The 24,390-nt window shown below is 74.9% G+C and carries 24 protein-coding genes and 1 pseudogene; 8 read left to right on the forward strand and 17 right to left on the reverse strand.

Features of this window, described 5'->3' with window-relative positions; genetic code table 11:
* Window positions 1–46 precede the first annotated feature (46 nt).
* The 8 genes from IF27_RS12420 to IF27_RS12455 form a co-directional block, all read right to left on the reverse strand.
* The gene (locus IF27_RS12420) at window positions 47–1,438 is read right to left on the reverse strand and encodes an alkaline phosphatase family protein (protein WP_052849547.1); all 1,392 of its coding nucleotides are present in this window, start codon (window positions 1,436–1,438) and stop codon (window positions 47–49) included.
* Complete coding sequence (eboE, locus tag IF27_RS12425; RefSeq protein WP_052849548.1) at window positions 1,435–2,625, reverse strand: metabolite traffic protein EboE; 1,191 nt, start codon at window positions 2,623–2,625, stop codon at window positions 1,435–1,437. Before eboE ends, IF27_RS12420 begins: the two co-directional genes overlap by 4 nt.
* Window positions 2,626–2,631: 6 nt before the next feature.
* Window positions 2,632–3,507 (reverse strand): TatD family hydrolase, encoded by an 876-nt coding sequence (locus IF27_RS12430; protein WP_052849549.1) that lies wholly within the window; start codon window positions 3,505–3,507, stop codon window positions 2,632–2,634.
* Window positions 3,507–4,046, reverse strand: a complete 540-nt coding sequence (locus tag IF27_RS12435) for an EboA domain-containing protein (RefSeq protein WP_420822005.1) — start codon at window positions 4,044–4,046, stop codon at window positions 3,507–3,509. The genes IF27_RS12430 and IF27_RS12435 overlap by 1 nt, the downstream gene beginning before the upstream one ends.
* Window positions 4,047–4,057: 11 nt before the next feature.
* A complete protein-coding gene (locus tag IF27_RS12440) occupies window positions 4,058–4,936 on the reverse strand; it encodes a sugar phosphate isomerase/epimerase family protein (RefSeq protein ID WP_052849551.1) in 879 nt (292 codons plus the stop codon).
* Window positions 4,933–5,802, reverse strand: coding sequence for an SCO3242 family prenyltransferase (locus tag IF27_RS12445; RefSeq protein WP_052849552.1), 870 nt, complete (start codon window positions 5,800–5,802; stop codon window positions 4,933–4,935). The genes IF27_RS12440 and IF27_RS12445 overlap by 4 nt, the downstream gene beginning before the upstream one ends.
* Window positions 5,799–6,860, reverse strand: a complete 1,062-nt coding sequence (locus tag IF27_RS12450) for an inositol-3-phosphate synthase (protein WP_052849553.1) — start codon at window positions 6,858–6,860, stop codon at window positions 5,799–5,801. The genes IF27_RS12445 and IF27_RS12450 overlap by 4 nt, the downstream gene beginning before the upstream one ends.
* Window positions 6,861–7,385: 525 nt before the next feature.
* Complete coding sequence (locus IF27_RS12455; RefSeq protein WP_052849554.1) at window positions 7,386–7,901, reverse strand: hypothetical protein; 516 nt, start codon at window positions 7,899–7,901, stop codon at window positions 7,386–7,388.
* 104 nt (window positions 7,902–8,005) lie between these two features.
* Here IF27_RS12455 and IF27_RS12460 point away from each other — a divergent pair, with 104 nt between their 5' ends.
* Entirely contained in the window at window positions 8,006–8,752 is a 747-nt protein-coding gene (locus tag IF27_RS12460) for a TetR/AcrR family transcriptional regulator (protein ID WP_110945804.1), read from the forward strand.
* On the opposite strand, the gene IF27_RS12465 is transcribed toward IF27_RS12460, so the two are convergent.
* Entirely contained in the window at window positions 8,721–9,908 is a 1,188-nt protein-coding gene (locus IF27_RS12465) for a benzoate/H(+) symporter BenE family transporter (protein WP_052849556.1), read from the reverse strand. The two genes, IF27_RS12460 and IF27_RS12465, sit on opposite strands and share 32 nt — an antisense overlap.
* Window positions 9,909–10,259: 351 nt before the next feature.
* Between IF27_RS12465 and IF27_RS12470 the strand changes: the two genes are divergently transcribed.
* From IF27_RS12470 to IF27_RS12485, 4 genes are all read left to right on the forward strand, one after another.
* Window positions 10,260–11,612, forward strand: coding sequence for a serine hydrolase domain-containing protein (locus IF27_RS12470; RefSeq protein WP_420822003.1), 1,353 nt, complete (start codon window positions 10,260–10,262; stop codon window positions 11,610–11,612).
* Window positions 11,613–11,923: 311 nt separating this feature from the next.
* A complete protein-coding gene (locus IF27_RS12475; protein WP_052849558.1) occupies window positions 11,924–12,544 on the forward strand; it encodes a winged helix-turn-helix domain-containing protein in 621 nt (206 codons plus the stop codon).
* Window positions 12,541–13,830, forward strand: coding sequence for an MFS transporter (locus IF27_RS12480; protein WP_052849559.1), 1,290 nt, complete (start codon window positions 12,541–12,543; stop codon window positions 13,828–13,830). Before IF27_RS12475 ends, IF27_RS12480 begins: the two co-directional genes overlap by 4 nt.
* 152 nt (window positions 13,831–13,982) lie before the next feature.
* Window positions 13,983–15,212 (forward strand): glycosyltransferase, encoded by a 1,230-nt coding sequence (locus tag IF27_RS12485; protein ID WP_052849560.1) that lies wholly within the window; start codon window positions 13,983–13,985, stop codon window positions 15,210–15,212.
* Here the strand turns inward: IF27_RS12485 and IF27_RS12490 are convergent.
* Both IF27_RS12490 and IF27_RS12495 read right to left on the reverse strand, forming a co-directional pair.
* Window positions 15,175–15,915 carry a hypothetical protein gene (locus IF27_RS12490; RefSeq protein WP_052849561.1) on the reverse strand — a complete coding sequence of 247 codons (741 nt, stop codon included), beginning with the start codon at window positions 15,913–15,915 and terminating at the stop codon, window positions 15,175–15,177. The two genes, IF27_RS12485 and IF27_RS12490, sit on opposite strands and share 38 nt — an antisense overlap.
* 90 nt (window positions 15,916–16,005) lie before the next feature.
* Window positions 16,006–16,824 (reverse strand): helix-turn-helix transcriptional regulator, encoded by an 819-nt coding sequence (locus tag IF27_RS12495; RefSeq protein ID WP_052849562.1) that lies wholly within the window; start codon window positions 16,822–16,824, stop codon window positions 16,006–16,008.
* A gap of 103 nt (window positions 16,825–16,927) precedes the next feature.
* Between IF27_RS12495 and IF27_RS12500 the strand changes: the two genes are divergently transcribed.
* Window positions 16,928–17,359, forward strand: a complete 432-nt coding sequence (locus tag IF27_RS12500; RefSeq protein ID WP_052849596.1) for a DUF2000 domain-containing protein — start codon at window positions 16,928–16,930, stop codon at window positions 17,357–17,359.
* 21 nt (window positions 17,360–17,380) lie between these two features.
* On the opposite strand, the gene IF27_RS12505 is transcribed toward IF27_RS12500, so the two are convergent.
* Both IF27_RS12505 and IF27_RS12510 read right to left on the reverse strand, forming a co-directional pair.
* On the reverse strand, window positions 17,381–17,974 hold the full coding sequence (locus IF27_RS12505) for a dihydrofolate reductase family protein (RefSeq protein ID WP_052849563.1): 594 nt from the start codon (window positions 17,972–17,974) through the stop codon (window positions 17,381–17,383).
* A gap of 85 nt (window positions 17,975–18,059) precedes the next feature.
* Window positions 18,060–19,244 carry a cytochrome P450 gene (locus tag IF27_RS12510; protein ID WP_052849564.1) on the reverse strand — a complete coding sequence of 395 codons (1,185 nt, stop codon included), beginning with the start codon at window positions 19,242–19,244 and terminating at the stop codon, window positions 18,060–18,062.
* A gap of 151 nt (window positions 19,245–19,395) precedes the next feature.
* Here IF27_RS12510 and IF27_RS12515 point away from each other — a divergent pair, with 151 nt between their 5' ends.
* Window positions 19,396–19,986 (forward strand): DUF6232 family protein, encoded by a 591-nt coding sequence (locus tag IF27_RS12515; protein ID WP_052849565.1) that lies wholly within the window; start codon window positions 19,396–19,398, stop codon window positions 19,984–19,986.
* Window positions 19,983–20,324, forward strand: coding sequence for a hypothetical protein (locus tag IF27_RS12520; RefSeq protein WP_052849566.1), 342 nt, complete (start codon window positions 19,983–19,985; stop codon window positions 20,322–20,324). Before IF27_RS12515 ends, IF27_RS12520 begins: the two co-directional genes overlap by 4 nt.
* A 77-nt stretch (window positions 20,325–20,401) precedes the next feature.
* Here IF27_RS12520 and IF27_RS12525 read toward each other — a convergent pair whose 3' ends face one another.
* The 4 genes and pseudogenes from IF27_RS12525 to IF27_RS12540 all read right to left on the reverse strand — a co-directional run.
* Window positions 20,402–21,211, reverse strand: coding sequence for a DUF1295 domain-containing protein (locus tag IF27_RS12525; RefSeq protein WP_052849567.1), 810 nt, complete (start codon window positions 21,209–21,211; stop codon window positions 20,402–20,404).
* Entirely contained in the window at window positions 21,208–22,524 is a 1,317-nt protein-coding gene (locus tag IF27_RS12530; protein ID WP_052849568.1) for an SAM-dependent methyltransferase, read from the reverse strand. The genes IF27_RS12525 and IF27_RS12530 overlap by 4 nt, the downstream gene beginning before the upstream one ends.
* On the reverse strand, window positions 22,521–23,786 hold the full coding sequence (locus tag IF27_RS12535; RefSeq protein WP_052849569.1) for an SAM-dependent methyltransferase: 1,266 nt from the start codon (window positions 23,784–23,786) through the stop codon (window positions 22,521–22,523). The genes IF27_RS12530 and IF27_RS12535 overlap by 4 nt, the downstream gene beginning before the upstream one ends.
* A pseudogene (locus IF27_RS12540) lies at window positions 23,786–24,331 on the reverse strand (DUF1365 domain-containing protein); the annotation flags it as partial. The gene IF27_RS12535 and the pseudogene IF27_RS12540, both read right to left, overlap by 1 nt.
* Window positions 24,332–24,390: the final 59 nt, after the last annotated feature.

Here is a 24,390-nt window from a genome sequence, read left to right on the forward strand (position 1 = left end):
GACGGGCGCGGGGGCCGGTCGGTGCAGGTCGGTCGGTTCTGGCCGGTCAGTCCTGGGCGGTCCCGTCCAGGCCGTGCAGGCGCAGCAGCAGGTCCTTGACGCCGGTGGCGGGCACGGGCTCGCCGGTCAGGGCGTCGGGGTCGGAGCACAGCAGCACGGGGCCGCGGTTCTCGTCGTCGGGCAGCCGCCCGTGGCTGCCGGAGACCCAGGAGGCGTCGAGCGGCACGACGTTCATCCGGTAGCGCAGGCCCATCTTCTTGCGGGCCAGCGCCAGCGCGGCGCGCGGCTTGGCCATGCGGTCGGCGGGGTCGAAGAACAGCTCGGCCGGGTCGTAGCCGGGCTTGCGGTGGATCTCGACGATGGGCGCGTAGTCGGGGGCGCGGGCGTCGTCGAGCCAGTGGTAGTACGTGAACCAGGCGTCCGGGTCGGCGACGGCGACGAGTTCGCCCGAGCGCGGGTGGTCGAGACCATAGGCGGCCTGCCCCTTGGCGTCCAGGACCTCGGCGACGCCCGGCAGTTCGCTCAGCACCTCACGCGTGCGCTCCAGGTCCTCGGGCTTGCGGACGTAGACGTGCGCGATCTGGTGGTCGGCGACGGCGAACGCGCGGGAGACCCAGGGGTCCAGGTACTCCATCCCGGCCTGCTCGTACGTCTCCAGCAGGCCCGCGAGGCGCAGCGCGCGGTTGATGTGGACGGGGCGGCTGACGGGCTCGATGCCGTACTCGGACAGGACGACGACGGTCGCGTCGGCCGCCTCCGCCTCGGCGAGCAGGGGCTTCAGGACGCCGTCCAGCTCGGCCGCCGCCGCGCGCGCCTCGGGCCCGTCGGGGCCGAAGCGCTGGAGGTCGTAGTCGAGATGCGGCAGGTAGACGAGGGTGAGGTCGGGCCGGTTGCGGCGCAGCAGGTGGATGGCGGCGTCGGCGATCCAGCGCGAGGAGGCGATGGAGGCGGTCGGGCCCCAGTACTGGAAGAGGGGGAACGGGCCGAGGCGCGAGGTGAGTTCGTCGTGCAGCTCGGGCGGCCTGGTGTAGCAGTCGGGGTCCTTGCGGCCGTCGGCGTGGTAGATCGGGCGCGGCGTGACGGTGAAGTCCGTCTCGGCGCCCATGGCGTACCACCAGCAGACGTTGGCCACCGTGTAGCCGGGGTCGGCGCGGCGGGCGGCGTCCCAGATCTTGTCGCCGCCGACGAGCGCGTTGTGCTGGCGCCACAACAGGACGTCGCCGAGGCCGCGGAAGTACCAGCCGTTGCCCACGATGCCGTGTCCTGACGGCGGTTCGCCGGTGAGGAAGGTGGCCTGGGCCGAGCAGGTCACGGCGGGCAGGACGGTCCCGAGCGGCGCGCGCGAGCCCGAGCGGGCGAGACGGGCGAGGCTCGGGATGTGGTCCAGGAGGTCGGGGGTGAGACCCACGACGTCGATCACGACCAGGCGGCGGGTCATGCCTCCTCCTTCAGTCCGAGAGAGAGCAACAGGTCACGGGCGACGGCCAGTTCTGCGGCGATGCCGTTCGCCAGCTCGTCAGGGTCGGTCGGGCGCAGGGCGCGCGGCAGGACCTCCCAGGTGTACGTCTCGACCTCCAGGTGGCGCGTGAGCGGCGCGGGGCCGCCGACGAGGTGGGTGAGGACGCGGTGGAGCACGGGGAGGGTGGACGCGAGCGGCGGCGCGGGGTGGGCGTTCAGCGGGATGTGGTGGTGGACGCGCCAGGGGCCGCGCGCGGGCAGCGGCTCGGGGCCGGTGAGGGCCTCGTCGAGGTCGTCGCGGGCGAGGACGCCCTCGGGGCCCGCGGCGGCCCGTTCGCGGGTCTGGTGCAGGAAGCGCGGCTCGGCGAACTCGGCGAGCGCGGCGCGTACTCCGGGCTGGTCGGGCTCGTCCGCGTGGAGCGCGGCGGACAGTTGGGCCTTGACGATCGGCACCCCGGCGGCGGTCAGCCCGGGGATCGCCTCGTCGGGGTCCTCGAAGGCGGTCGCGAGGTGGCAGGTGTCCACGCAGACGCCGACGCGGTGCGGCGGCGGCGCGCCAGGCCCGGTCAGGACGTCCACGGCCTGCGTGGTCGTCTCCACGACGCAGCCGGGCTCGGGTTCGAGGGCGAGGCGGACGGAGCGTCCCGTCGTCTCCTGGAGCCGGTCGAGCGTGCCGGACAGGTCGGTGAGGCGGGCGAGGGAGCTGGCGCGGGCCTCGGGCGGGAAGGGGGTGCGCCAGGCGAGGGGCAGCGTCGAGATGGCGCCCTCGGGCTCGTCGTCCGGCAGCAGCGCGGCGAGGACGCGGGCGAGCGCGGCGGTGTGGTCCTGCCGCTCCGCCGTCGTCCAGTCGGGCTGGTACACGCGGTACTTGACGCGGTCGGCGCCGAAGCCGCGGTAGGGGAAGCCGTTCAGTGTGACGACTTCGAGGCCGCTGCTGCGCAGCGCCTCGCGCAGGGTGGCGAGGGCGGCCGGGTCGGTGTCGAGGGTGTGGGCGGCCTCGTGGGCGAGCCACAGGCCGATGCCGAGGCGTTCACGGCCGAGGCGCCGCCGTACCGGCTCGCAGTAGGCGCGGAGTTGGGCGAGGACGCCGTCGAGGGTCTCGGCCGGGTGGACGTTGGTGCAGTAGGACAGGTGCACCAGCGAGCCGTCCGGGTGGCGGAAGCGCACGGCCGCTCACCGCCCCGCGGGCGTGGCGGGGGCGCCGCGCAGGATCGAGTTGCCCTCGAACGTCCCGTCGCTGACGGCCTCGTCGGGCGCGTCGAGGTCGAGGCGTCCGCTCTGGCCGTAGAACGCGACCGGGTTGCGCCACAGGACGCGGTCCACGTCGTCGTCGGTGAAGCCTGCCGCGAGCATGGCCTTGCCGACCTTGAGGGTCTTCAGCGGGTCGCTGCGGCCCCAGTCCGCGGCCGAGTTGACCAGCACGCGGTCCAGTCCGTACTCCTTCAGGATGCGGACCATGCGGTCCTCGTCCATCTTGGTGTCGGGGTAGACGGAGAAGCCCATCCAGCAGCCGGAGTCGGCGGCGCGGGCGACCGTCACCTCGTTGAGGTGATCGACGGCGACGCGCTCCGGGGCGAGGCCCGACTCGGCGACGACGGCGAGGGTGCGCTCCAGACCGGCCGGTTTGTCGCGGTGCGGGGTGTGGACGAGGGCGGGCAGCTCGTGCCGCAGGGCCAGTTCGAGCTGGAAGGCCAGGGCGTGGTCCTCGGCCGGGGTCATCGAGTCGTAGCCGATCTCGCCGACGGCGACCACGTTGTCCTTGTCGAGGTAGCGCGGCAGTTCGTCGAGGACGGGCACGCAGCGCGGGTCGTTCGCCTCCTTCGGGTTCAGCGCGATGGTGCAGCGGTGCGCGATCCCGTACTGCGCGGCGCGGTAGGGCTCCCAGCCGAGGAGGGAGTCGAAGTAGTCGAGGAAGCTGCCGACGGAGGTGCGCGGCTGGCCGAGCCAGAACGCGGGCTCCACCAGGGCCTCGACGCCCGCCGCCCGCATCGCCTCGTAGTCGTCGGTGGTCCGCGACGACATGTGGATGTGAGGGTCGAAGATGCGCATCATGCCTCCTGGCCGGTGGCGGCGGGCGGGGTGAGGGCGAGGACGGTGGGCACGTCGGGCGGCACGGGGCGTCCGGCCGCGGCGCGCTCCGCCGCGAAGTCGGCGAGCATGCGGGCGAGTTCCGCGTCGGCGCGCTCCGCGAGGGAGGCGACGGCGGCGACCGGCACGCCGGTGAACACGCACTTGAGGACGGCGTGCCGCCACAGGTGCTGGTCGAGATGGCGGCCCGCGTAGGGGCCGACGGCGGCCTCGATCAGGCCGGTGTCGTTGGCCCGCAGCGCGTCCTCGACCAGGGGCAACGCGGCGTCGCCGACCGGCAGGTCGGGCAGGGCCAGCAGGACGGCGCGGCGCTCGCCCGCGTCGCCGCGCTCGTACAGCCGCGTGACGGTCGCGGCGTCGGCGCGGGCGCCGCGCAGCAGCAGGACGCGGAACGTCTCGGCGGCCTCGCGGCCGACGCGGCGGCGGGCGGCGATGAACTCCCGCTCCCACGCGTCCCCTTCGAGGGCGGCGCCCAGGGCGGCGCGGGCGTCGGGCGGCAGGTCGGTCTCGGTCAGCACGGGGCGGCCTCCCGGTGGGCGGATCGGAGGAAGTCGAGCGAGCGCCGGGCGAGTTCGGGCCCGGCGTGCGAGTGGCGCGGCAGTTCGACGGAGATCAGGCCTGTGTAGCCGGAGGTCTCCAGGGCGGCGAGGACGGGCGGGAAGTCGATCTCGCCCTCGCCGAACGGCAGGTGCTCGTGCACGCCGCGCCGCATGTCGTCGATCTGGACGTGCGCCACCCAGGGCGCGGCGGCCAGGACGCAGGCGGGGACCGGCTCGGGTTCGAGGCAGCGGATGTGCCCGATGTCGAGGGTGAGGGCGAGGCCCGGCGGGTCGCCCAGCAGTTCACGCAGCCGGTGGAACGCGCCCACGGTGTCGAGGAGATGGCCCGGCTCCGGCTCGACCGCGAGCGGCACCCCGGCCTGTTGCGCGTCGGCGAGGACGGGGGCGATCGCGTCGGCGAGCCGCTTCCAGCCCTCGTCCTCCGTCGTGCCCTGGGGCAGCAGGCCGCTGAAGCAGTGCACGGCGGTGGCGCCGAGGTCGGCGCCGACGCGGACCGCCGTGCGCAGGAGCCCGATCCTGCGCTCGCGGTCGGCCGGTTCAGGGTCGAGGAGCCCCGGGCCGTGCTTGCGGGCCGGGTCGAGGACGTAGCGGGCGCCCGTCTCGACGGCGACGCCGAGGCCGAGCGCGTCCAGGCGCCCGGCGACGTGCGCGACGCGTGCGGCCAGGTCGGGGGCGCACGGGTCGAGGTGCATGTGGTCGAGGGTGAGGGCGACGCCCGAGTAGCCGAGGTCGGCGAGCAGGCCGAGGGCGTCGTCGAGCCGCAGGTCGGTGAGGCCGTTGGTGCCGTAGGAGAACCGGGGCGTGGCCGTGCGGCCGGTCGGGCCGGTCATGTCGGGGTCACCTTCCGGGAGAGCCGCCTGGCGGCGGCCATGGCGGCGAGCAGGCCGGGGACGGCGAGCGGCTTGCCGGAGCGGGAGGCGAGGGCGGCCTGGAGCGGGAGCATCGCCTGGAGCCCGCCGATGACCCCGCCGCGCACGCGGTCGGCGCTCGGGGTGCGGGCGGCGTCCACGAGGGGCCTGCCCGCCGTCCAGGCGTAGGCGGCGGCTGCCGTACGGGTGGCGGGCGGGGCGGCGTCGGGCCCGGTGGTGGTCAGCGCCGCCGTGATGGCGGTGGTGGCGCCGAGCGCGGCGAGCGGAGCCGACCGGGGGCCGCCGTACGCCTCGTGCCGCGACAGCGTGGTCACGGAGTACGTGTGCGCGCCCAGCAGCGCCGCCGACGGGAGGGCGGGGAGGACGGACCGGCCGGTGGTGGCGGCGCCGAGGAGGACGTCGAGCGACCGGGCGGCGGCCATCGTCGCGGGGCCCGCCTGCGTGTGCTTGAGGCCCAGGTCGTACGACCAGGCGGCGGCGGCCACGGCGGTGGCGGTGACGGCCGCGCCGCGTGACCTGGTGGCCGCCAGGGCGATCCCGGCGGCCGTCAGCCCGGTGGCCGCCGCGAGGGCGGCGGCGGGTTTCACGCGGCCCGAAGGGATGGGGCGGCCGGGCCGCTCCTGCGCGTCGATGTCACGGTCGGCCCAGTCGTTGAGGGCCATGCCCGCCCAGTACAGGCACACGGAGGCGCCCGCGGCGGGCAGGAGGCGGCGGACGGGGGCGCCTCCCGCCGCCGCGGCGCCCGCGAGGACGTCGCCCGGCACGGTCAGGGCGGCGGGGCCGCGCACGAGCTGGACCCACGCGAGGGCGGTACGCGAAAGGGTCACGGGCGGGTCCGGAGGGATTCCGCGAGGGCGAGCAGTTCGGTGTGCTGGGCGCCGAGATCGGCGGGGCCCGCGTCCGGGTCCTTGAAGAACCAGGCGCAGCCGGGCAGTTCGCCGCTCAGCCCGGCGGCGTGCGCGCGGGCGACGATCCGGGTCAGGTCCAGGACGAGCGGCGCGGCGAGGGCCGAGTCGCAGCCCTGCCAGATCGTCTGGAGGACCATGCGCGTGCCGAGGAAGCCGTCGAACGCGACGTGGTCCCAGGCGGTCTTCCAGTCGCCGAGGGCGGGCACGTTGTCGATGTGCGTGGTGCCCTCGGGCGTGGAGCCCAGGATGTCGGTGAGGACGCGGGCCTTGCCCGCGTTCTTCGCGGCGGCGGCCACCGGGTCGGCGAGGGTGGCGCCGTCGCCGCCGCCGAGCAGGTTGGCGCCCGACCAGGAGCGGACGGCCAGGGCGCGCTGGCTGAACATCGGCGCGAGCGCGGTGCGCAGCAGGGTCTGGCCCGTCTTGCCGTCCCTGCCCGCGAAGGGCAGGCCCGCGGCGCGGGCGCGGTCGGCGAGGCCGGGGGCGCGCATGCCGGTGGCGGGCGTGAAGTTGACGTAGGGACAGCCTGCCTCGATGGCAGCCGCGGCGTAGGCGGTGCTGATCGACGGGTCGGTCTCCACGCTGGCGACGTTCACGACGACGGTGCGCGTGAGGCCGTTGCGGCGGGTGAAGTCGGCGATGTCGTCGGCCAGGTGGTCGCCCGGCTGCTTGATCTCGGCGTCGGCCGCGGCCAGCTCCTCCGCCACGGCGGCGGGCAGGCCGTGCGGCAGGACGCCGCCTTCCACGAGCTGTTCCGCGCGCTTGGGCAGCGGGGTGGTGGCGGTGTCGTGTCCGCCGATGACCAGGCTGTCCAGTGCGGGCAGTCCGGCGTCGGCGAACGGCGGCAGGGCGGTGACCAGGCCGGTGGACGGGAAGAGTCCCGCAGCCAGCGCGGCCCGGCCGGTGATCGTGGTCGTGGCGACGGAGCCTCGGGCGCCGATGAGCCACAGGCCGGTGCGTTCTGGGGCGTCGGGGGTCATGGGGGGACTCCTTCTTCCGGTGGGCCGGTACCGCTGGTGTGCCGGGGTCGCGCGGGCAGCCGCCGGTCACCGGCCGGGGCGGGGCCCTGGCGGGGGACGGGCGGCGGGAGGATCGTGGAAGGGACGGTCTGGGACGAGGGATCGGGACGGTGGCGGGACGTGAGCGGGTGTCGTGCGCGCGCGTGCGCCCTCCGGGTGCGCACGAGAGGATGTGCCGTCGGTCGTGCAGGGACCGTGGCGCGCGCCGTCGCGCCGGGGGCGTGCGGCACGGAGGGGTGCCGCGACGTGACCCACGAGTAGTCCCGTACGGACTGGAAGGTAGCCACTTTCTCCCTTACGGGGAACCCTTTTGACACAGAAAGCGTCTACTTCCTCCCGGCGAAGGACAAAGACCGTAACGGGTGGGGCAGTTGAGGCAGGTGGGACGGAAGGTACGCGTGTGACCGGTCATTTCCGGTCGCCGACGCCCCACCCGCCCCGCACGCCGCACCCGTCGCTCCCTGATGCGGCGTGCGGCCTCCCGTTCTAGGCGACCAGGACGGCGATGCCGCCGGTGAGCAGTCCTACGACGGGGATCAGCGGGCCGCCCTTGAGCGCGGCGCCGAGGTGGAACCGGAGGTCGCGGTACTCGGCCATGTCCTCGGTGCCGGGAAGGAGCAGCAGGCGGGGGCGCAGCCAGGCGAGGACGATCCAGTCGAGGACGACGAGGTCCCAGACCGTCAGCGTGGCGAAGACGAGGGCCGCGCAGACCGCGGCGGGCCAGAACTCCAGGCCGTCGCGCAGCGCGCCGTCGAGGCCGACCATCGCCCCGGTCATCAGGGGAACCCCGCAGACGGCCCAGACGAACACGCCGAAGAGCACCGCCACCCGGCGGCCCCGGGCGCTCTTCTGCCTGCCATAACGGCGCTGGATCGCGGGCGGATAGTCGTCCAGCAGGAAGTCCCTGCTCATGGCCGCCCCGGCGAACACCGCGGCGGTGAACACCACGCCGAGCGCCGCCCCGTAGCCGATTCCGTACCCGAGGACCGCCGACCACTGCATGCCAACCTCCAGAAGATTGTCGAGACCTTGGTGCGTGCGACCCAACCCGCTGCCGCCGTTAAAGTCAACGCACTATGAAGTTCAAGGCTCGTTAGGATGCTGCCGTGGCAGAAGCAGACGGCGCCGGGGCGCGGAGGCGCCCGGAGTTCCGCAAGGGGCGGCCCACCCTGACCAGGGAGAGGATCGCGCGGGCCGCCGTGGAGATCCTGGGTGAGACGGGCCCTGCGGACCTGACGATGCGTGCCGTCGGCGCGCGCCTCGGTGTCTCGCCGCGGGCCCTGTACAACTACGTGGCCGATCGGCGCGACCTGCTCGGCGCGATCGTCGCCGTCTGCCAGGGCGACCGGCCGCAGCCCCGGCTGGACACCGGGCGCTGGCAGGAGAGCCTGCGCGCCTACTGCCGGGAGTTGCGCGCCTGGTACCGCGCGCATCCGGGCATGCTGGCGCTGGCCCGCGCCGAGGACCTGACCGCGTTCGCGTCGGCCGACCTGCTGCGGCCGGACGACATCCTCGTGGGGTTCTTCCTCGACCTCGGCTTCTCCCCGCAGGACGCCTACCGGGCGTGGTCGATCACCGTCCTCCAGGTCTCCGGGTTCGCGGAGGTCTGGGACGCCTGGCACGACCGGCCACCGCCGGGCGCCGACCCGGCGGGCTGGACCGGCGTGCCGCCCGACCCGGCGGCCGGGGAACTGCCGCACCTGCGCCGCCTCGCGGCCGAATCCGCCGTCGAACCCCCTGACGTCCTCTTCGAGTCGGTGCTCGCCATGCTCGTCGCGGGGGTGGAGGCCATGGCGTCCGGGCGCGCGGCGCCTGGCGGGTTCAGCGGCGGGCGGCGGGGCGGGCGCGGGTGACCGCGAGCGTCAGCACGCCCGCCAGCAGCCCCCAGAAGGCCGAGCCGACGCCGAGGAGCGTCACGCCCGACGCCGTGGCGAGGAAGGTGACGACGGCGGCCTCCCTGGCCCGTTCGTCCGTGACGGCGGCGGTCAGCGCGCCGCCGATCGTGCCGAGCAGCCCGATGCCCGCGACGCCGAGGACGAGGGCGGGCGGCAGCGTCGCGAGGAGCGAGCCGACCGTGCCGCCGAAGACGGCGATGACCAGGTAGAACACGCCCACCCACACGGCAGCGACGTAGCGCCGCTCCCGGTCGGGGTGGGCCTCCTCGCCGGTGCAGATGGCAGCGGTGATCGCCGCCAGGTTGAGGCCGAACGCGCCGAACGGGGCGAGCACCGCGTTCACGCCGCCCGTCCAGCCGAGCAGCGGCGAGACGGGCACCTCGTACCCGGCGTTCCGCAGCACGGCGACGCCCGGCAGGTTCTGCGAGGCCATCGTCACGACGAACAGCGGCACGCCCACCCCGACGAGCGCCTGGAGGTCGAACGCGGGCATCACGAACTCGGGGCAGGCTAGGGTGAGTTCGATGTCGCCGAGCGGCAGCCCCTCCCCCAGCGCGGCGGCGACGGCGCCGACCGTGAGCGCGACCAGGACGGCGTACCTGGGCAGCAGGCGGCGGCACACCAGGTAGGCGGCGAACAGGGGGAAGGCCACGCCGAAGCTGCCGTCCATCGTCGCGAACAGCCCCGTGCCGAACTGCACCAGCACGCCCGCGAGCAGCGCGCCCGTCAGCGGCACGGGGATGCGGTCCATGACCCTGGCGAACCAGCCGGTCACGCCGCTCAGCAGGATGAGGACGGACGACAGCAGGAACGCCCCGATGGCCTCCGCCATGGTCACGCCGTCGAGGCTGGTCGCCAGCAGCGCGGCGCCCGGCGTGGACCAGGCGGTGACCACCGGCACGCGGTAGCGCAGCGACAGGCCGATGCCCGTCACGGCTATGCCGACGCTGAGCGCGAGCATCCAGGACGCCACCTGCCCGGCGTCGGCACCGGCGGCGCGCGCGGCGGTGAAGACGACGGCCGCCGAACTCGTCACGCCGACGAGGACGGTGACCAGCGCGGCGGTCACGGCGGAGGGCGGGGCGGCGGCGCGCAGTCGCGCGAGGAGCGTCATGCGCGCGGACTCTAATCCTCGCCGTCCGCGCGGGGACACGGATTTCCGCGCCGGGCGCGCGGATTCAACACCTCGCGTGCGGCGGGCCTTTCACGGCGCTCGGTCGCGGCGAGGACCAGGGCCCCGCACTCCGGCGGATACCGCCCTCGACGGTCCGGTCCTCCCGTGGTCCTCGTGGGATCGAGGTCATCGGTGATCCTGCTCCGTGACGACGGAGCCGTTCGACTCGACGTCCCGCTCGAACCCGGATCTCCGGGGAGATGGTAGAAAGCCGGAATGCCGTCTCAGCGCACCCTCCTTCCCCGTTCGGCGCCTGCCGCCTCGGGGATGTCGTCCCGTTCGATCTCGGCGATGCTGGACAGGCTCGAAGCGCGCTCGGGCGAGACCCACTCCCTCATGGTCGTGCACCGCGGTCACGTCGTGGCCGAAGGGTGGTGGGCGCCGTACTCGGCCGACCGCCCGCACCTCCTCTACTCGCTGACCAAGTCGTTCACGTCGATCGCCGTGGGGCTCGCGATCGGCGACGGGCTGCTCTCGCTGGACGACCGCGTGGTGGACGTGCTGCCCGACCGCGTCCCGGCCGACGTCTCGGAGCAGGGGCGCCGCATCACCGTTCACCACCTGCTGTCCATGACGTCCGGGCACCCCACCGACAGCCTCGCCGAGGCGTGGGAGCGGGAACCGGGCGACCTGGTGAAGGGCTTCCTGAGCCTGCCGTTCGCCACAGCCGAGGGAACACGGCACGTCTACGACAACTCGACCACCTACCTCCTGGCCCGGATGGTGGAGCGCGTCACGGGCCGTGGTCTCCCGGAGTTCCTCGACGCGCGCCTGTTCACGCCGATGGGCATCGACCAGGCCGAGTGGGACCGGGTGGCCAGTGGCGCCGCCTTCGGATTCCACGGACTGCACCTGACGACCGAGAGCGTCGCCGCCTTCGGTGAACTGCTCCGGCGCGGAGGCGTGTGGGGCGACCGACAGCTCGTACCACGCGGGTGGGTGGAGTTGGCGACCAGTCGGCACATCGACAGTGGGTGGACCCTGGACGGGTCGGACCAGGCGGACTTCTCCTACGGCTACGGCTACCAGTTCTGGAGGTCGCGTCACGGCTACCACGGTCATGGCTCCTACGCGCAGCAGTGTGTGGTGGTCCCGTCCCACGATCTCGTCGTCGCCGTGACCGCGGAAGGAGAGTCCCAGGACGTGTTCGACGCGCTGTGGGAGTGCCTGCTGCCCGGCGTGGGTCACGCGGGGAGTGCCCAGGACGACGCGATCCTCGCCGATCGGCTGGAGCGACTGTCGTTGCAGCCGGTGCCGGGGTCGGCCGACCCGGGGCGTACGGTCAGCGCGAGGCTCGACGCCTCGGCCGAGGGGTCGGCACTGCCCGACGGGACGACGGTCACCGTCGATCCCACCGAGGGCGGATGGCTCGTACGCTTCGAGTCGCGCTTCGACGTCGAGGTCGGGCACGGCGACTGGCGGGAGTGCGCGCCGCTCGGCCGGCCGATCGTCGCGGCCGGCGCCTGGCAGGGCAGCACCTTCGTCGCCGATCTGTACGTCATCACCACCCCGCACCGCGTGCGGCTGGCCGTCGATGCCGACGCGGGAACCGCGACGGCGACCTGGAGCACACCGCCGCTGACCGGCCCCAGCCTCGAACTGCATGTGCGGTCGCCGCTGATGACACGGCCTGACGTCGCGTAGGGCGGCGCTCCTGGACCTCCGGGAGGGACGCCGCGGCCTTGACGCGTTCCACGACCGCGAGCCCCGCTTCCGCCTCGTCGCCCGACCCGCCGAGACGCTCGGCGTCCGCCGTCGTGAACGCCCCTGGTCCGGCGCGCTTCCCCCCGCGACCGGCTCGTCGGGCCCGCCTGTCAACTCGGCTTGCCTGAAGAGGAATGCGCCATGTCCGACACCCCTCAGGACGAGACCCGGGGCGGACGGGCGCAGGAATTGCAGAGATCTCTTCGCAGAGGGTCCTTTGCAGAGAGTCGTTCGCAAGGTAGGCTCGCCGCATGCCCGACGAACCCGAGCGCCCCGCGCCGTCCCCCGCGCCGACCTCCCGGCCCAGCCGCCGCCTCGACGCCACGAGCCTGCGCGGCCTGGCCCACCCCCTGCGCATGACCCTGCTCGACCACCTCACCCTCGAAGGGCCCGCCACGGCCACCGGCCTCGCCGCCCGCGTCGGCGAGAGCAGCGGCACCGTCAGCTGGCACCTGCGGCACCTCGCGCGGCACGGCTTCATCACCGAGGACACCGGACGCGGCACGCGCCGCGAGCGCTGGTGGCGCGTCGTGGAGGAGGCCAAGGTCCTGGACACCGCCGAGTTCCGCGGCGACCCCGAGGCGTCCGGCGCGCTCTCCCTCTACCTCCAGGAGACCGTGCGGCGGCAGTTCGCCCGCGTCACGGACTACCTCGGCGAGGCGTGGGACGAGGACTGGCAGCGGGCCGGGGCCGTCGTGGAGTGGCGCGACCTGCGGCTCGACCCGGCCGGACTGCGCGCGCTCCAGGAGGAGTTGCTCGCCGTCCTCGCCCGCCACTCGGAGGCGGCGAAGGCCGCGCAGGCCGGGCCCGACGCGCTGCCGGTGACCGTACAGATCCAGGCGTTCCCGCGCCGGGTCGAGGGGGACGCGTGAGCGCCGGGCAGCGGGGCGGACTCCTGCGCAGGCACCGGGACTTCCGGCTCCTGTGGTGCGGTGAGACGACGGGGAAGTACGGCGCGTCCGTGACGTCGGTGGCGATGCCGCTCGTCGCGGTGTCCACGCTGGACGCGAACGCGTTCCAGGTCGGCCTGCTCAGCGCCTCGGCGTGGGCGCCCTGGCTGCTGATCGGCCTCCCGGCCGGGGCGTGGATCGACCGGATGCGGCGCAGGCCGGTGATGCTGGCGGCGGCGGCCGTCTCGTGCGTCCTGTTCGCACTGGTACCGCTGGCCGCCTGGGCGGGGCGGCTGAGCCTCGGGCTGCTGCTGGCCGTCGCGCTGCTCGGCGGCACCGCGGCCGTCTTCTTCCAGACCGCCTACAGCGCCTACCTGCCCGGCCTCCTCGACCCCGCCGACCAGGCGGAGGGCAACGCGGCGCTGCACGGCAGCGCGTCCGCCGCGCAGATCGCCGGGCTCGGCTCCGCCGGGCTCATCGCCCAGGCCGCCGGGACGGTCAACGCGATGGCGGCCAACGCCGCGACGTTCCTCGTCTCCCTCCTCTGCCTCGCCCGCATCAGGCACCGCGAGCCGCGCCCCACCCCCGCGCGGCGCGCGCTGACGGCCGAAGTCGCCGACGGGCTGCGGCTGGTGGGGCGCGACCGGTGGCTGCGCGCGTTCACGCTGTACGGCGCCGCGACCAACCTGGCGCTGATGGGCTACCAGTCGATCCAGTTCCTCTTCCTCGTCCGCACCCTCGGCATGGCACCCGGCACCGTCGGCGCGCTGATCGCCGTCACGGGGGCGGGGGGCGTCGTCGGCGCACTGGCCGCCCGGCGGACGGCGGCGGCGCTCGGGACGGCACGGGCCGCCCTGCTCTTCGCCCTGCCCGTGCCCTCCCTCGCCCTGCTGATGCCCCTGGCCACCGGCGGCGCGGGCGTGGCCCTGTTCGCGATCGGCGGCTTCGGCGTGACGGCGGGCATCGTCGCCGTGAACATCCTCAAGTCCGGCTTCCAGCAGCGCTGGTGCCCGCCCGCGCTCCTCGGGCGGCTGACGGCCAGCGGCGCGTTCCTCACGTACGGCGCCGTGCCGCTCGGCGCGCTGCTCGGCGGCTGGCTCGGCACGGTCACGGACCTGCGCACGGCCATGTTCGTCACGACGGCCGCCGTCCCCCTGGCCGGACTGCTGCTCCTGTTCTCCCCGCTGCGCCACGTACGCGACCTGCCGACCCGCCCCGCCGCGACGGCCACCCCCGCGCCGCTGGACGCCGAACGGGCGGAGCGCTGAAGGCCGTTGACCGCACGGCGGCGCCGGGGGCCGCCGGGTCACCGGTACGGGTGAGCCGGGGCCGGATCGCGCGCGGCGGGACCGTGGCGGGGTAACCGACGGGTGCCACCGCCGACCGATCAGCGGCCGGGCGCCCCTCCGGGAGGTACCGCATGCGTGTCCTCTGCACGGCGACAGGCGCACCCTCGCACGGCCGGGCGCTGCTGCCCCTGGCGCGGGCGCTGGCCGAGGGCGGGCACGAGGTCACCGTCGTCGCCACCGAGGCCCTGTCCCCCCTCCTCGCCCGGGACGGCATCGGCGTCCGCCCCACGATGCCGCCCCTGCCGCCCCCGCCCCCGTCACCACCGCCGTCATCGTCACCGTCACCGTCCGGCGGCGCCAGCCGCTTCGACCGGCGCACCGCCCAACTCTGCGGCGCCTACGCGCACAAGACCCTCGGCGTCCTGCGCGCGGCCGCCCGCGACGTACGGCCCGACCTCATCCTGCGCCACGGCATGGACCTCGCATCCTGCCTGCTCGCCGAGCAGTTGGACGTACCGCACCTGCCGACCCCCTGCGGCTTCGTCAACATGCTCGACCCCGCCGCGCTGCTCCCCGCCCTCAACGGGCTGCGGGCCGGGCTCGGTCTGCGCCCGCAGGACGACCCGGCCTCCCTCTACCCGCACGGGCGGCTGGACTACATCCCCCCTGCCTACTCGTTCGCCAACTCCCCCATCCCCGTGCTCGCCTACCGGCAGCCGCCGTCGGCCGACGGCGCCGGGCTGCCGCCCTGGGTCGCCGCTCTCCCGGCCGACCGGCCGCTGGTGTTCGCGTCCGTCGGCACCTCCCTGCCGCTGATCCGCAGCCGTTCGCGGGACGGAGGCATGCCCGAGGGCCTGACCGATCCGGCGGCGCAACTGCGCACGATCGTCGCCGCCCTCTCCCGGCTCGACGTCGTCGCGATCGTGGCCACCGCGGGCATCCCCCTCGACGGCCGGGCGACGGGCCCGCACGTCCACCTCATCGACCACCTCCCGCAGCCCCTGCTGCTCGAATGCGCCGACCTGCTGGTGACCCACGGCGGCTACAACTCCGTCAGCGAGGCCATCCGCACGGCCACCCCCATGGCCGTCGCGCCCAACTTCGCCGACCAGCCGCACAACGCGCGCCGCGTCGCGGAACTCGGCCTCGGCCGCCACCTCGGCGACCCCACCCCTGGCGGCCTCGCCGCCGCCTGCCGCGCCCTCCTCGACGACCCGGCCACGACCGCGCGGCTGCGCGCCGCCCGCCTCGCGACGCTCGCCCTGCCCGACATCGCGCGCGTGCCCGACGACCTGGCGGAGATCGCGGCGGGGCGGCCCGTGGTCAGCCGTCCGAGCGAGGACGGCGGCGGTAGGACGTGAGGACGACGCCCGCCCCTGCGGCGACGGTGAGCGCGGCGGTGGTGGCGACGAGCGGCACCGACGACTCCCGTCCCGTCTCGGCGAGTTCGGTGCCGCCGGGCTCGGGGGTGACGACCAGCGTGGGGCCCGGCCGGGTGGACGAGGCTTCGACCGGGTAGGTGAGGCGCGCGTCCTCGCCGCGCAGGCAGTCGGCCTCGCCGGACACGCTCATGCTCCCGAGCCCCACCTCCGCGTATCCGGGCGGGGCCTCGTCCACGCGGACGCGCAGCCGCACCTCGACGCCGTCGCCAGGCCGCACGTCCCTGGCCACGGCGAAGTGCCCGGCGGCGAGGTCGGTCTCGAACACGACGTCCCGCCAGCCGTCCGGCGCCCGCCACTCGATGTCCACCGGCCAGGAGACGCCGTCGTCCTCCGCCGGGTGGGCCCACAGGTCGGCGTACGTGTAGAGGTTCACGAGGGGTTCCTCGCCGGTGTTCGTCCAGCGGACGGCCAGCTCGTCCCAGCCGCCGGGCACGACGATGTCCGGGCCGTCCGTCACCTCGACGGTGACCGGGATGTCGCCGCCCTCCCCCGAGCACTCCACGTGGTCGTCGCCGGTCACCGGCAGCGCGGGGACGTCGGCCGCCCGCGCGGTGCCCGTGACGGGCAGCAGGACGGCGGACGCGGACACCGCGGTCACGGCGAGGGGACGGCTGAGCTTCATACGGGCCTCACAGGGCGGGGATCGACGGTGCCTGACGTCGTGCGTGTGTACGACGCTCGCCGGGGGCCTTCCGTTGTACGCGGCGGCCGGTCAACTCGCGTACAGGCGGCCCGAGTCGGCGTACCGGCCCGGCGTCGTGCCGAGGAGGCGCCTGAAGTGCCGGGTGAGGTGCGGCTGGTCGTGGAACCCGGCCGTGACCGCGGCCTCGGCGGGCCCTGTCCCGTCCAGCAGCAGCCGCCGCGCGAGATCGACGCGCCGCGCGGTCAGGTACCGGTGCGGCGGCATGCCGAACTCCCTGCCGAACGCCCGCACCAGGGACGTCGGGTGGGCGTGCAGCAGCGTGGCGGCCTCCCGCAGCGTGACGCCCTCGGCGACGCGCCCGTCCAGCAGGTCGCGCAGCGCGCCCGCCAGGCCCGCGTCCCGCGTCGGAGGCGGGGCGGCCACGGGCGGCGCGCCCAGGTGCCCGCGCAGCCGCTCGCCGACGAGCGCGAGCAGGCTCTCGGCCTCAAGCCGGTCGTGGCCCGGCGCGGACAGCACGGCGTGCAGCCGGTCGGTCAGGCGGCGCGCGGCAGGGTCGCGCAGGACGGGCCTGTCCACGGACGGGCCGATCAACTCCTCGCCCAGCTCGGTCGGTTCGAGGTACAGGACGCGCTTGCGGAAGCCGCGCGGGGTGGCGGCCTGCCCGTTGTGCGGGACGTGCGGCGGCAGCAGGGTGACGCCCCGGCCGAGGGCGCCGTGCTCGTGCCGCGACAGGTCGTAGCGGACGGCGCCCGCGTCCACGACGAGCAGCGTCCACGTGTCGTGCGTGTGCATCGGGTAGACGTGGCCGGTCATCCGGGCGTGCAGGACCTCGGCGACGCCCGGGAGCGCCGGGCGCCAGGCCGTGATCTCGGAGACCGCGCCGGGCACGGAACCACTTCCCCTCACGGACGGCCCCGCACGGACGCACGGCCGTCGCACCGGCCAGGATCGTACAAGACCGCGCCGCGCGGCCCGCGCGACGATCGCGGGCATGGAGAACGCACCACGACCCGTCCGGTTCGACACGAAGATCGCCGTCCTGCTGCGGGACGACCTGGAGACCTGGCAGCGGCTGAACGTCACCGCGTTCCTCGTCAGCGGGCTCGGCAGCCGCGTCCCCGAGGTGGTCGGCGAGCCCTACGCGGACGCGGACGGCGTCGCGTACCTGCCGATGTTCCGGCAGCCGGTGCTCGTCTTCGAGGGGGCGAAGGAGACGCTGGGCCGGGCGCACGCGCGGGCCGTGGCGCGCGGCCTCGCGACGGCGGTGTTCACGTCCGACCTGTTCGCGACGTCGAACGACCGCGACAACCGTGCCGCCGTGGCCGCCGTGGCGACGGCGGACCTCGATCTCGTCGGCCTGGCCGTCCACGGGCCGCGCGGCGCGGTGGACAAGACGCTCAAGGGCGCCCGCATGCACCCCTGACGCGGCCGCGGGGCGGACGGCCTATGCGCTGTCGCCGCCGCGACGGTACACGGTGATCAGGACGCCGGACGGTGTCGGTCGCGCGCTGGTCAGCTTCAGGCGGCGCAGGGTCCTGCCGTCGGCGAAAAGCTTCTTCCCGCCGCCCAGGACGAGGGGGAGGACCAACAGCCGGTACTCGTCCACGAGGTCGTGCTCGATCAGGGTTCCGAGCAGCTTTCCGCTGCCCAGCACCACCGTCTCCCCCTCCGTCGCCGCCTTGACACGGCCGACCTCCCGCGCAATGTCGGGCCCGATCACGGTGGAGTTGGCCCACGCCGGATCGCCGAGCGTGCGGGAGGCCACGTACTTGGGCATCGCGTTCATCGCGGCCACCGCGGGGTCGTCCCTGTCGGCGTACGGCCAGGTGGCGGCGAAGATCTCGTACGTCCTGCGGCCCAGGAGCAGGGCCCCGGCGCCCGCCGTGGCCTCGCTCATGAACCGCTCCACCGCCTCGTCCACGTACGGCAACACCCAGCCGCCGTGGTCGAACCCGCCCTCCCGGTCCTCGTCGGGCGAGAGGACCGACTGCATCACGCCGTCCAGCGAGACGAAGTTGACGACGGCCAGGTGTCCCATGTGCTGCTCCTCCGTGTGCGGTGCTTCCGAGGTGTTGACCGCGCGCGGGAGCCGACCTCATCGGTCGGGCCGGGGGTACGAGACGTCAGGCCGTGACGCGCAGTTCGCTGAGCCCCCTGATGACGAACTCGGGGCGGCGGCGCGGCTCCGCCGCCAGGCGCAGGCCGGGCAGGCGGGTGGTGAGCGCGGCGAGGGCGGCGGCGATCTCGACGCGGGCGAGGGGCGCGCCGACGCAGTAGTGGATGCCCGCGCCGAAGCCGAGGTGCCGGTTCGGGGTGCGGCCGATGTCGAGGGCGTCCGGGTCGGTGAAGACGGCCGGGTCACGGGCCGCCGCGCCGAGCAGGGCGGCGATCCGGTCGCCGGGCTCCAGCGCGTACCCGGCGACGGTCGTCGGCGCGGTCGCGGTGCGTTCGAAGAGCTGGAGGGGCGCGTCGTGGCGGATCAGTTCCTCGACGGCGGTGGGCAGCAGCGCGGGCGAGGCGACGAGGCGGTCCCACTGGTCGCGGTGGCGCAGCAGCGCGAGGACGCCGTTGCCGATGACGTTGACCGTCGCCTCGTGGCCCGCCATCAGCAACAGCACGGCGGTGCCGACGAGTTCGTCGGCCGTCAGCCGGTCGCCGCCGTCGCGCGCCGCGACGAGGTCGCTGATCAGGTCGTCGCCCGGGTGCCGCGCCCGGTCCTCGGCGAGCGCGGTGAGGTAGGCGACGAACTCGGCGGACGCCGTCTCGGCCGCCGCAGCGCCCTCGGGCGGAAGGCCGAACTCGTACATCTTCACGATCGCGTGCGACCACGGCTGGAGCAGCGGCCGGTCGGCGGTGGGGACACCGAGGAGTTCGGCGATCACCTCGACCGGCAGCGGCCCGGCGAGGTGGACGAGCAGGTCGGCGGAGCCGTCGGCCTCGATCGCGGCGGCGAGCCGGGCCACCATGCCGTCCGCGATCTCCTGGACGCGGGACCGCAGCCGCTCGGTGTGGCCGCGCCCGAAGGCGCCGGAGATGAGCCGCCGCAGCCGCGTGTGGCGGGGCGGCTCGGCCTCCAGCAGGGAGTTGCGGTGCAGCAGGTTGAAGGCGGGGAACGCGGCGGCGGGCTCCTTGTCGCGCCACAGGCGGCCCGCCGCGCGGTCCCGCAGGATCTCGGCGCACGCGGCGTGCGTGACGGCGACCGGCAGCCCCAGGCCCTCGTGCGGGTGCACCGGGCCCGCCGCGCGCAGGGCGGCGAAGGCGGGGTACGGGTCGTCGAGGAAGGCGGGGTCGGCGGGGTCGAACGTCATGCCTCGACGGTAACCGGCCGGCGCGGGCGGCGGCCCGGCGGGCGCCCGCGACTCCCCGCGTCCGGGGCCTTGCGCGGCGTCGCGGGCGGGTGCTCAATGGAGGGCACGGTTTCGGGGGAGCCGTCCGCCGGACCGGCGAGAGGGGGGAGCGATGTCGTCCGAGCAGCGGGGCGTCCGGCCGGGCGCCGACACCTGGGGGCCGCCGCCGCAACTGGGGCACGAGGCCATCGACGTGCGGGTGACCGAGCGTCTGCTGTGGATCGGCGAGGCCGCCTACCCCCTGGCGAACGTCACGCGCATCCACACCTTCCTGCTGCGGCCCCGCTACGGCGCGGCCGGGTTACGTTTCCTGCGGCAGGTGACGACGGCCGCGCTCGCCCTGCTGCTGCTGTTGGTCGTCGCGGAGAACGACCGGGACGTCCGGGAGTTCGCCGACGCCGTCGCGCCGGTGTGGCTGGCGCTGCTGGTCTTCTTCCTCGTCCAGCTGCTGTCGGTGTGGTTCGCGCGCTCGCACTTCGTGCTGGCCGTCGAGACGGCGGGCAGCTCCACGGCGGTGGTCACCAGCAGGAGCCGTGACCTGCTGCGCGGGGTGGTCGGGCGCCTGGCGCACGCCATCGAGCATCCGGGCGCCGAGTTCGTGGTGCGCGTGGAGCGGCTGTCCGTCAACGCCCGCAACTACCACTTCGGCGACACCGTCCACATCAACGGGGGTGTGGGCAACACGGGGGTGAAACGGACATGACCGGCGGCGACATGCACTTCGGCGACAACATCCACATCAACGGCGGCTCGCACCACATAGGCAAGCAGGAGATCACCTACGGCGGCACGGACGACCGGGCCGTGCGCGACGCCCTGGCGCTGCTGCTGATCCGGGTGGACGAGCTGCGCGAGCGGCTGCCGGGCGCGAGCGGCGCGGTCGTCGATGCCTCGCTGCCCGCCGTGGCGGACGTCGGGGCGCTCCCGGCGGAACGGGCCGCCGCCGCGCGGACGGTCGCGGGGATCGCGGCGGCGATCGGCGCGGTCGGGACGCCCGTCGTGGAGGCGGCGAACGCGCTGATCGCGCTGTTCGGGGGCTGAGCTGTCCGAGGGCTGAGCTGTTCGGAGGGCTGAAGGGGCCTGACCCCGCCCGGCCCCCGGGCGGGCGGGGTCAGGGGTCAGGGGCGGCGCGCGCGGGGCGGCCGGGGGAAGAACGCGGCGGTCCGCGCGGCGTACGCGTCCCAGCCGGGGCGGCCCGCCATGTGGCGCTCCAGCAGGGCCGCTCCGCTTCCCTTGGTGAGCAGCAGGCTCATCACCACGGGCGAGACGATCGCGAGCGCCGCCGCGCGCCAGTCGTCGCAGACCATCACGTACAGGCCCCACCAGACGAGGAAGTCGCCGAAGTAGTTGGGATGCCGCGTCCAGCTCCACAGCCCCCGGTCCATGATCCGGCCGTGGTTCGCCGGGTCGGCCTTGAAACGGGCGAGCTGGTGGTCGCCCACGCCCTCGAAGAGCAGTCCGGCCAGCCACAACGCGGCGCCCACCCAGGTCACGGGCCCGGCCGCCGCAGGGACGAAGCAGGCGGCCTGTACCGGCAGCGACACAAGCCACACCAGTGCGCCCTGGAGCAGGTAGACCTTGCGGAGGGCGTAGAGGTTCCGGTTGCCTGGCGCCCGCTCCAGCATGCGCGCGTACCGCGGGTCCTCGCCGTGGCCCCGGCCGCGGCGCGCGATGTGGACGGCGAGCCGGATCCCCCAGGCGGCGGTGAGGGCGAGGGCGAGGGCGCGCCGTACGGGGTCGCCGCTGCCGGACGACAGGCCGTACGCGGTGGCGGCGACGGCCGTGAAGCCGAGGCCCCAGGCGACGTCCACGATCCGGTGCAGCCCTTTCGCGACGGCCACGGCGAACGTGACGAGCAGGACGGCCAGCGCGGCGGCCAGGCAGAGCGCCGAGGTGACGGCGAGGGCGCCCCAGTCGAAGCCGTTCATCGGCCGACCGCCTTCCCGTGCGCGTGGGCGTGCTCGTCGGGGCCGTACCAGGCGTGCGGTGTGGGCGGCAGGCCGCTCGACCCGTCGTCGGCCGGGCGCACCGCGAGGATCTGGTCCACGCCCATGCGGCCCTCGGAGAAGGCGAGCGAGGAACCGGCCAGGTACAGCCGCCACACGCGGGCGACCTCCTCCCCCACCGTGTCCACGGCCTGCGGCCACATCTCCTCAAGCCGGTGCCGCCACGCGTCGATCGTCCACGCGTAGTGCTCGCGCAGCGACTCGGCCGCGCGCACCTCCAACCCGGCCTCCTCCAGCAGCCCCACGGTCGTGCCGAGCGGGCGCATGTGCATGTCGGGCGCGATGTACGCCTCGATGAACGGCCCGCCGCCCGGCGCGTTCGCCCCGCGCGACATCTGCTGGACGAGGAGGCGGCCCTGGGGGCGCAGCGCCCGGTGCAGCACGGCGGCGAAGCCGGGGTACTGGGCCTCGCCGACGTGTTCGCCCATCTCGACGGTCGCGACGGCGTCGTAGCCGCTGCCCAGGACGGCGCGGTAGTCGCGCAGTTCGACGCGGACGCGGTCCTCAAGGCCGCGCGCCCTGACCTGTTCCTGGACGTGGTCGCGCTGCGCGGCGGAGAGCGTGATCGCATCGACGCGCGCCTTGTGGCGTTCGGCGGCGTACAGCGTGAGGGAGCCCCAGCCGCAGCCGACGTCGAGGAGCCGCGTGTCCGGTTCGACGCGCAGCTTGCGGCAGATCAGCTCCAGCTTGTCGCGCTGGGCGTCGGCGAGGCCGTAGTCGGGAGCGTCGCTGGTCCAGTAGCCGCAGGAGTAGGCCATGGCGGGGTCGAGGAGGAGGGCGTAGAAGTCGTTGGACAGGTCGTAGTGGTGGCTGATGGCCGCCCGGTCGCGGGACGTGGTGTGCGGGGTGCCGGTGAGCCGTGCCTGGGAGGCGGGCGCGGGCGGGCGGGGGCCGAGCGCGCCGGTGCGCAGCGCGAGGACGGCGGCGCGGGCGCGTGCGGCGGCGGAGGGGGCCGGGGGGCGCGTGCCGTGTGCGCGGGCGGCGCTCCACAGGGTGCGCAGGCCCTCGGCGAGGTCGCCCTCGACGTCCAGCTCGCCCGTCACGTACGCCTGGGCGAGGCCGAGTTCGTCGGGCTGCCACAGCAGGCGGCGCAGCGCGCGGGGGGTGCGCAGGATGACGAGGGGCGCGCCGGGTGGCCCGGCCTGGCTGCCGTCCCAGGCGCGGATGCGGACGGGCGGGCGGGCGCCGGTGAGCTGCGCCAGGAGGTCGGTCAGCGCGGCGGCGACGTTCTTCACGCGGTCTCCTTGCGGGTGAGCAGCAGGTGCCTCACGTCGAGGTAGCGGGCGGTGAATCCGGCCTCGCAGTAGGCGAGGTAGAAGGTCCACAGGCGGTGGAAGACGGCGTCGAAGCCGAGGGCGGTGACGTCGTCGGCGCGGGCGGTGAAGCGTTCGCGCCACAGGCGGAGCGTCTCGGCGTAGTGCGGCCCGAAGCCGTCGTGCTCGGCGACGCGCAGGCGGGTGTGGCGGCGCACGGTGCGGTCGATGGCCTCGGTGGAGGGGATCTTGCCGCCGGGGAAGACGTACTTGTGGATCCACGTGTAGCCGGTGCGGGTGGCGCGCATGCGGTCGTCCGGCATGGTGATGGCCTGGAGGGCGACCTTGCCGCCGGGCGCGAGGAGCCGGTCGAGCGCGGTGAAGTAGACGGGCCAGAACTCGGCGCCGACCGCCTCGATCATCTCGACGCTGACGATCGCGTCGTAACTGCCCTCGATCTCGCGGTAGTCGCGCAGGAGGACCTGGGCCTTGTCGGCGTGGCCCGCGCGGCGGATGCGGCTCTGGGCGAGCGCGCGCTGCTCGTGCGAGAGGGTGACGGACACGACGTCCGCGCCGCGTGCGGCGGCGCGGATGGCCAACTCGCCCCAGCCGGTGCCGATCTCGAGGAGCCGTGTGCCCGCGCCGACCTCGGCGAGGTCGAGGAGCCGGTCGATCTTGCGGTGCTGGGCGGCCGGGAGGTCCGCCGGGGTGGCGGGGAGGTGGGCGAAGAGGGCGGAGGAGTACGTCAGCGTCTCGTCGAGGAAGAGCGCGAACAGGTCGTTGGACAGGTCGTAGTGGCGCTGGATGTTGCGGCGGGCGCCCTCGGGCGTGTTGCGCTGGGCGGCGGGCTGGCGCTGGGCCCACAGGCGGCGCAGGCGTTGGAGGGGCGCGGGCACGAGCGTGCCGATGTCCCCGGCCAGGACGGTGAGGACGGCGGCGAGTTCGGGCGCGTCCCACTCCCCCGCCATGTAGGACTCGCCGAAGCCGATCAGCCCGTCCGTGCCGAGGCGGCGGAAGAACGCGTCGGGGTCGTGGACCTCCAGCAGCGGACCGCCCGCGCCGAGCGTGCCGCCGTGGGGGAACCGGACGGTGAGCGGCAGGTCGGCGACGGCGCGGCGGACGACGGCGCGGGTGACCGTGAGGCGCGCCCGGGAGGCGCGGGGTATGGCGGCCACGTCGGGCCACAGGGCCCGGTCCACGGGCGGGACCGACCGGTGCGGTTTCCGGGCGACGCGGGCGTTCATCACATGCCTTCCTGGTGGTGCTGGCGGGGGCGGGGCTGCACGGGCAGCCGTCGTAGGAACAGTCGGATGCCGTGCGCGCGGATGGCGGCCGACACGGCGGCGGTGGACCACGGGTGGCGTAGCGCGGCGCGCAGGAGGCCGGTGGGGGTGGCGGGGCGGCGGGTGCCGCGCAGGGTGGCGGTGAACGGGGTGCCGCCGTCGCGGTCGAGGTGGATCGTGACGTCGAGGCGCGCGCCGGGCGCGGGCAGGCGCATGCGGTAGGCGCCGTCCACGGGGAAGAACGGCGAGACGTACAGCTCCTTGGGCACGCTGGCGCGTTGGGTGTCGTCGGTGCGCAGGAGGTAGCAGTGGCGCTGGCCGTACGTGTTGTGCACCTCGGCGACGACGCAGACCTGTGCGCCGTCCGGGTCGTGGCACCAGTAGAGCGTCAGGGGGTTGAAGACGTGGCCGAGGACGCGGGCGTGGGCGAGCATCAGGACGTGGCCGCCGCGCAGGTCCACGCCCTGGGCGGCGAGGTACGCGTCGAGCCCGGCGCGGATGGTGGGGTGGGCTGTCTCTTATACACATCTGACGCTGCCGACGATATGCAGTGTGTAGATCTCGG

It is taken from the genome of Streptomyces avicenniae (assembly GCF_000719135.1).
In the GTDB taxonomy this organism is placed as follows: Bacteria; Actinomycetota; Actinomycetes; order Streptomycetales; family Streptomycetaceae; genus Streptomyces; species Streptomyces avicenniae.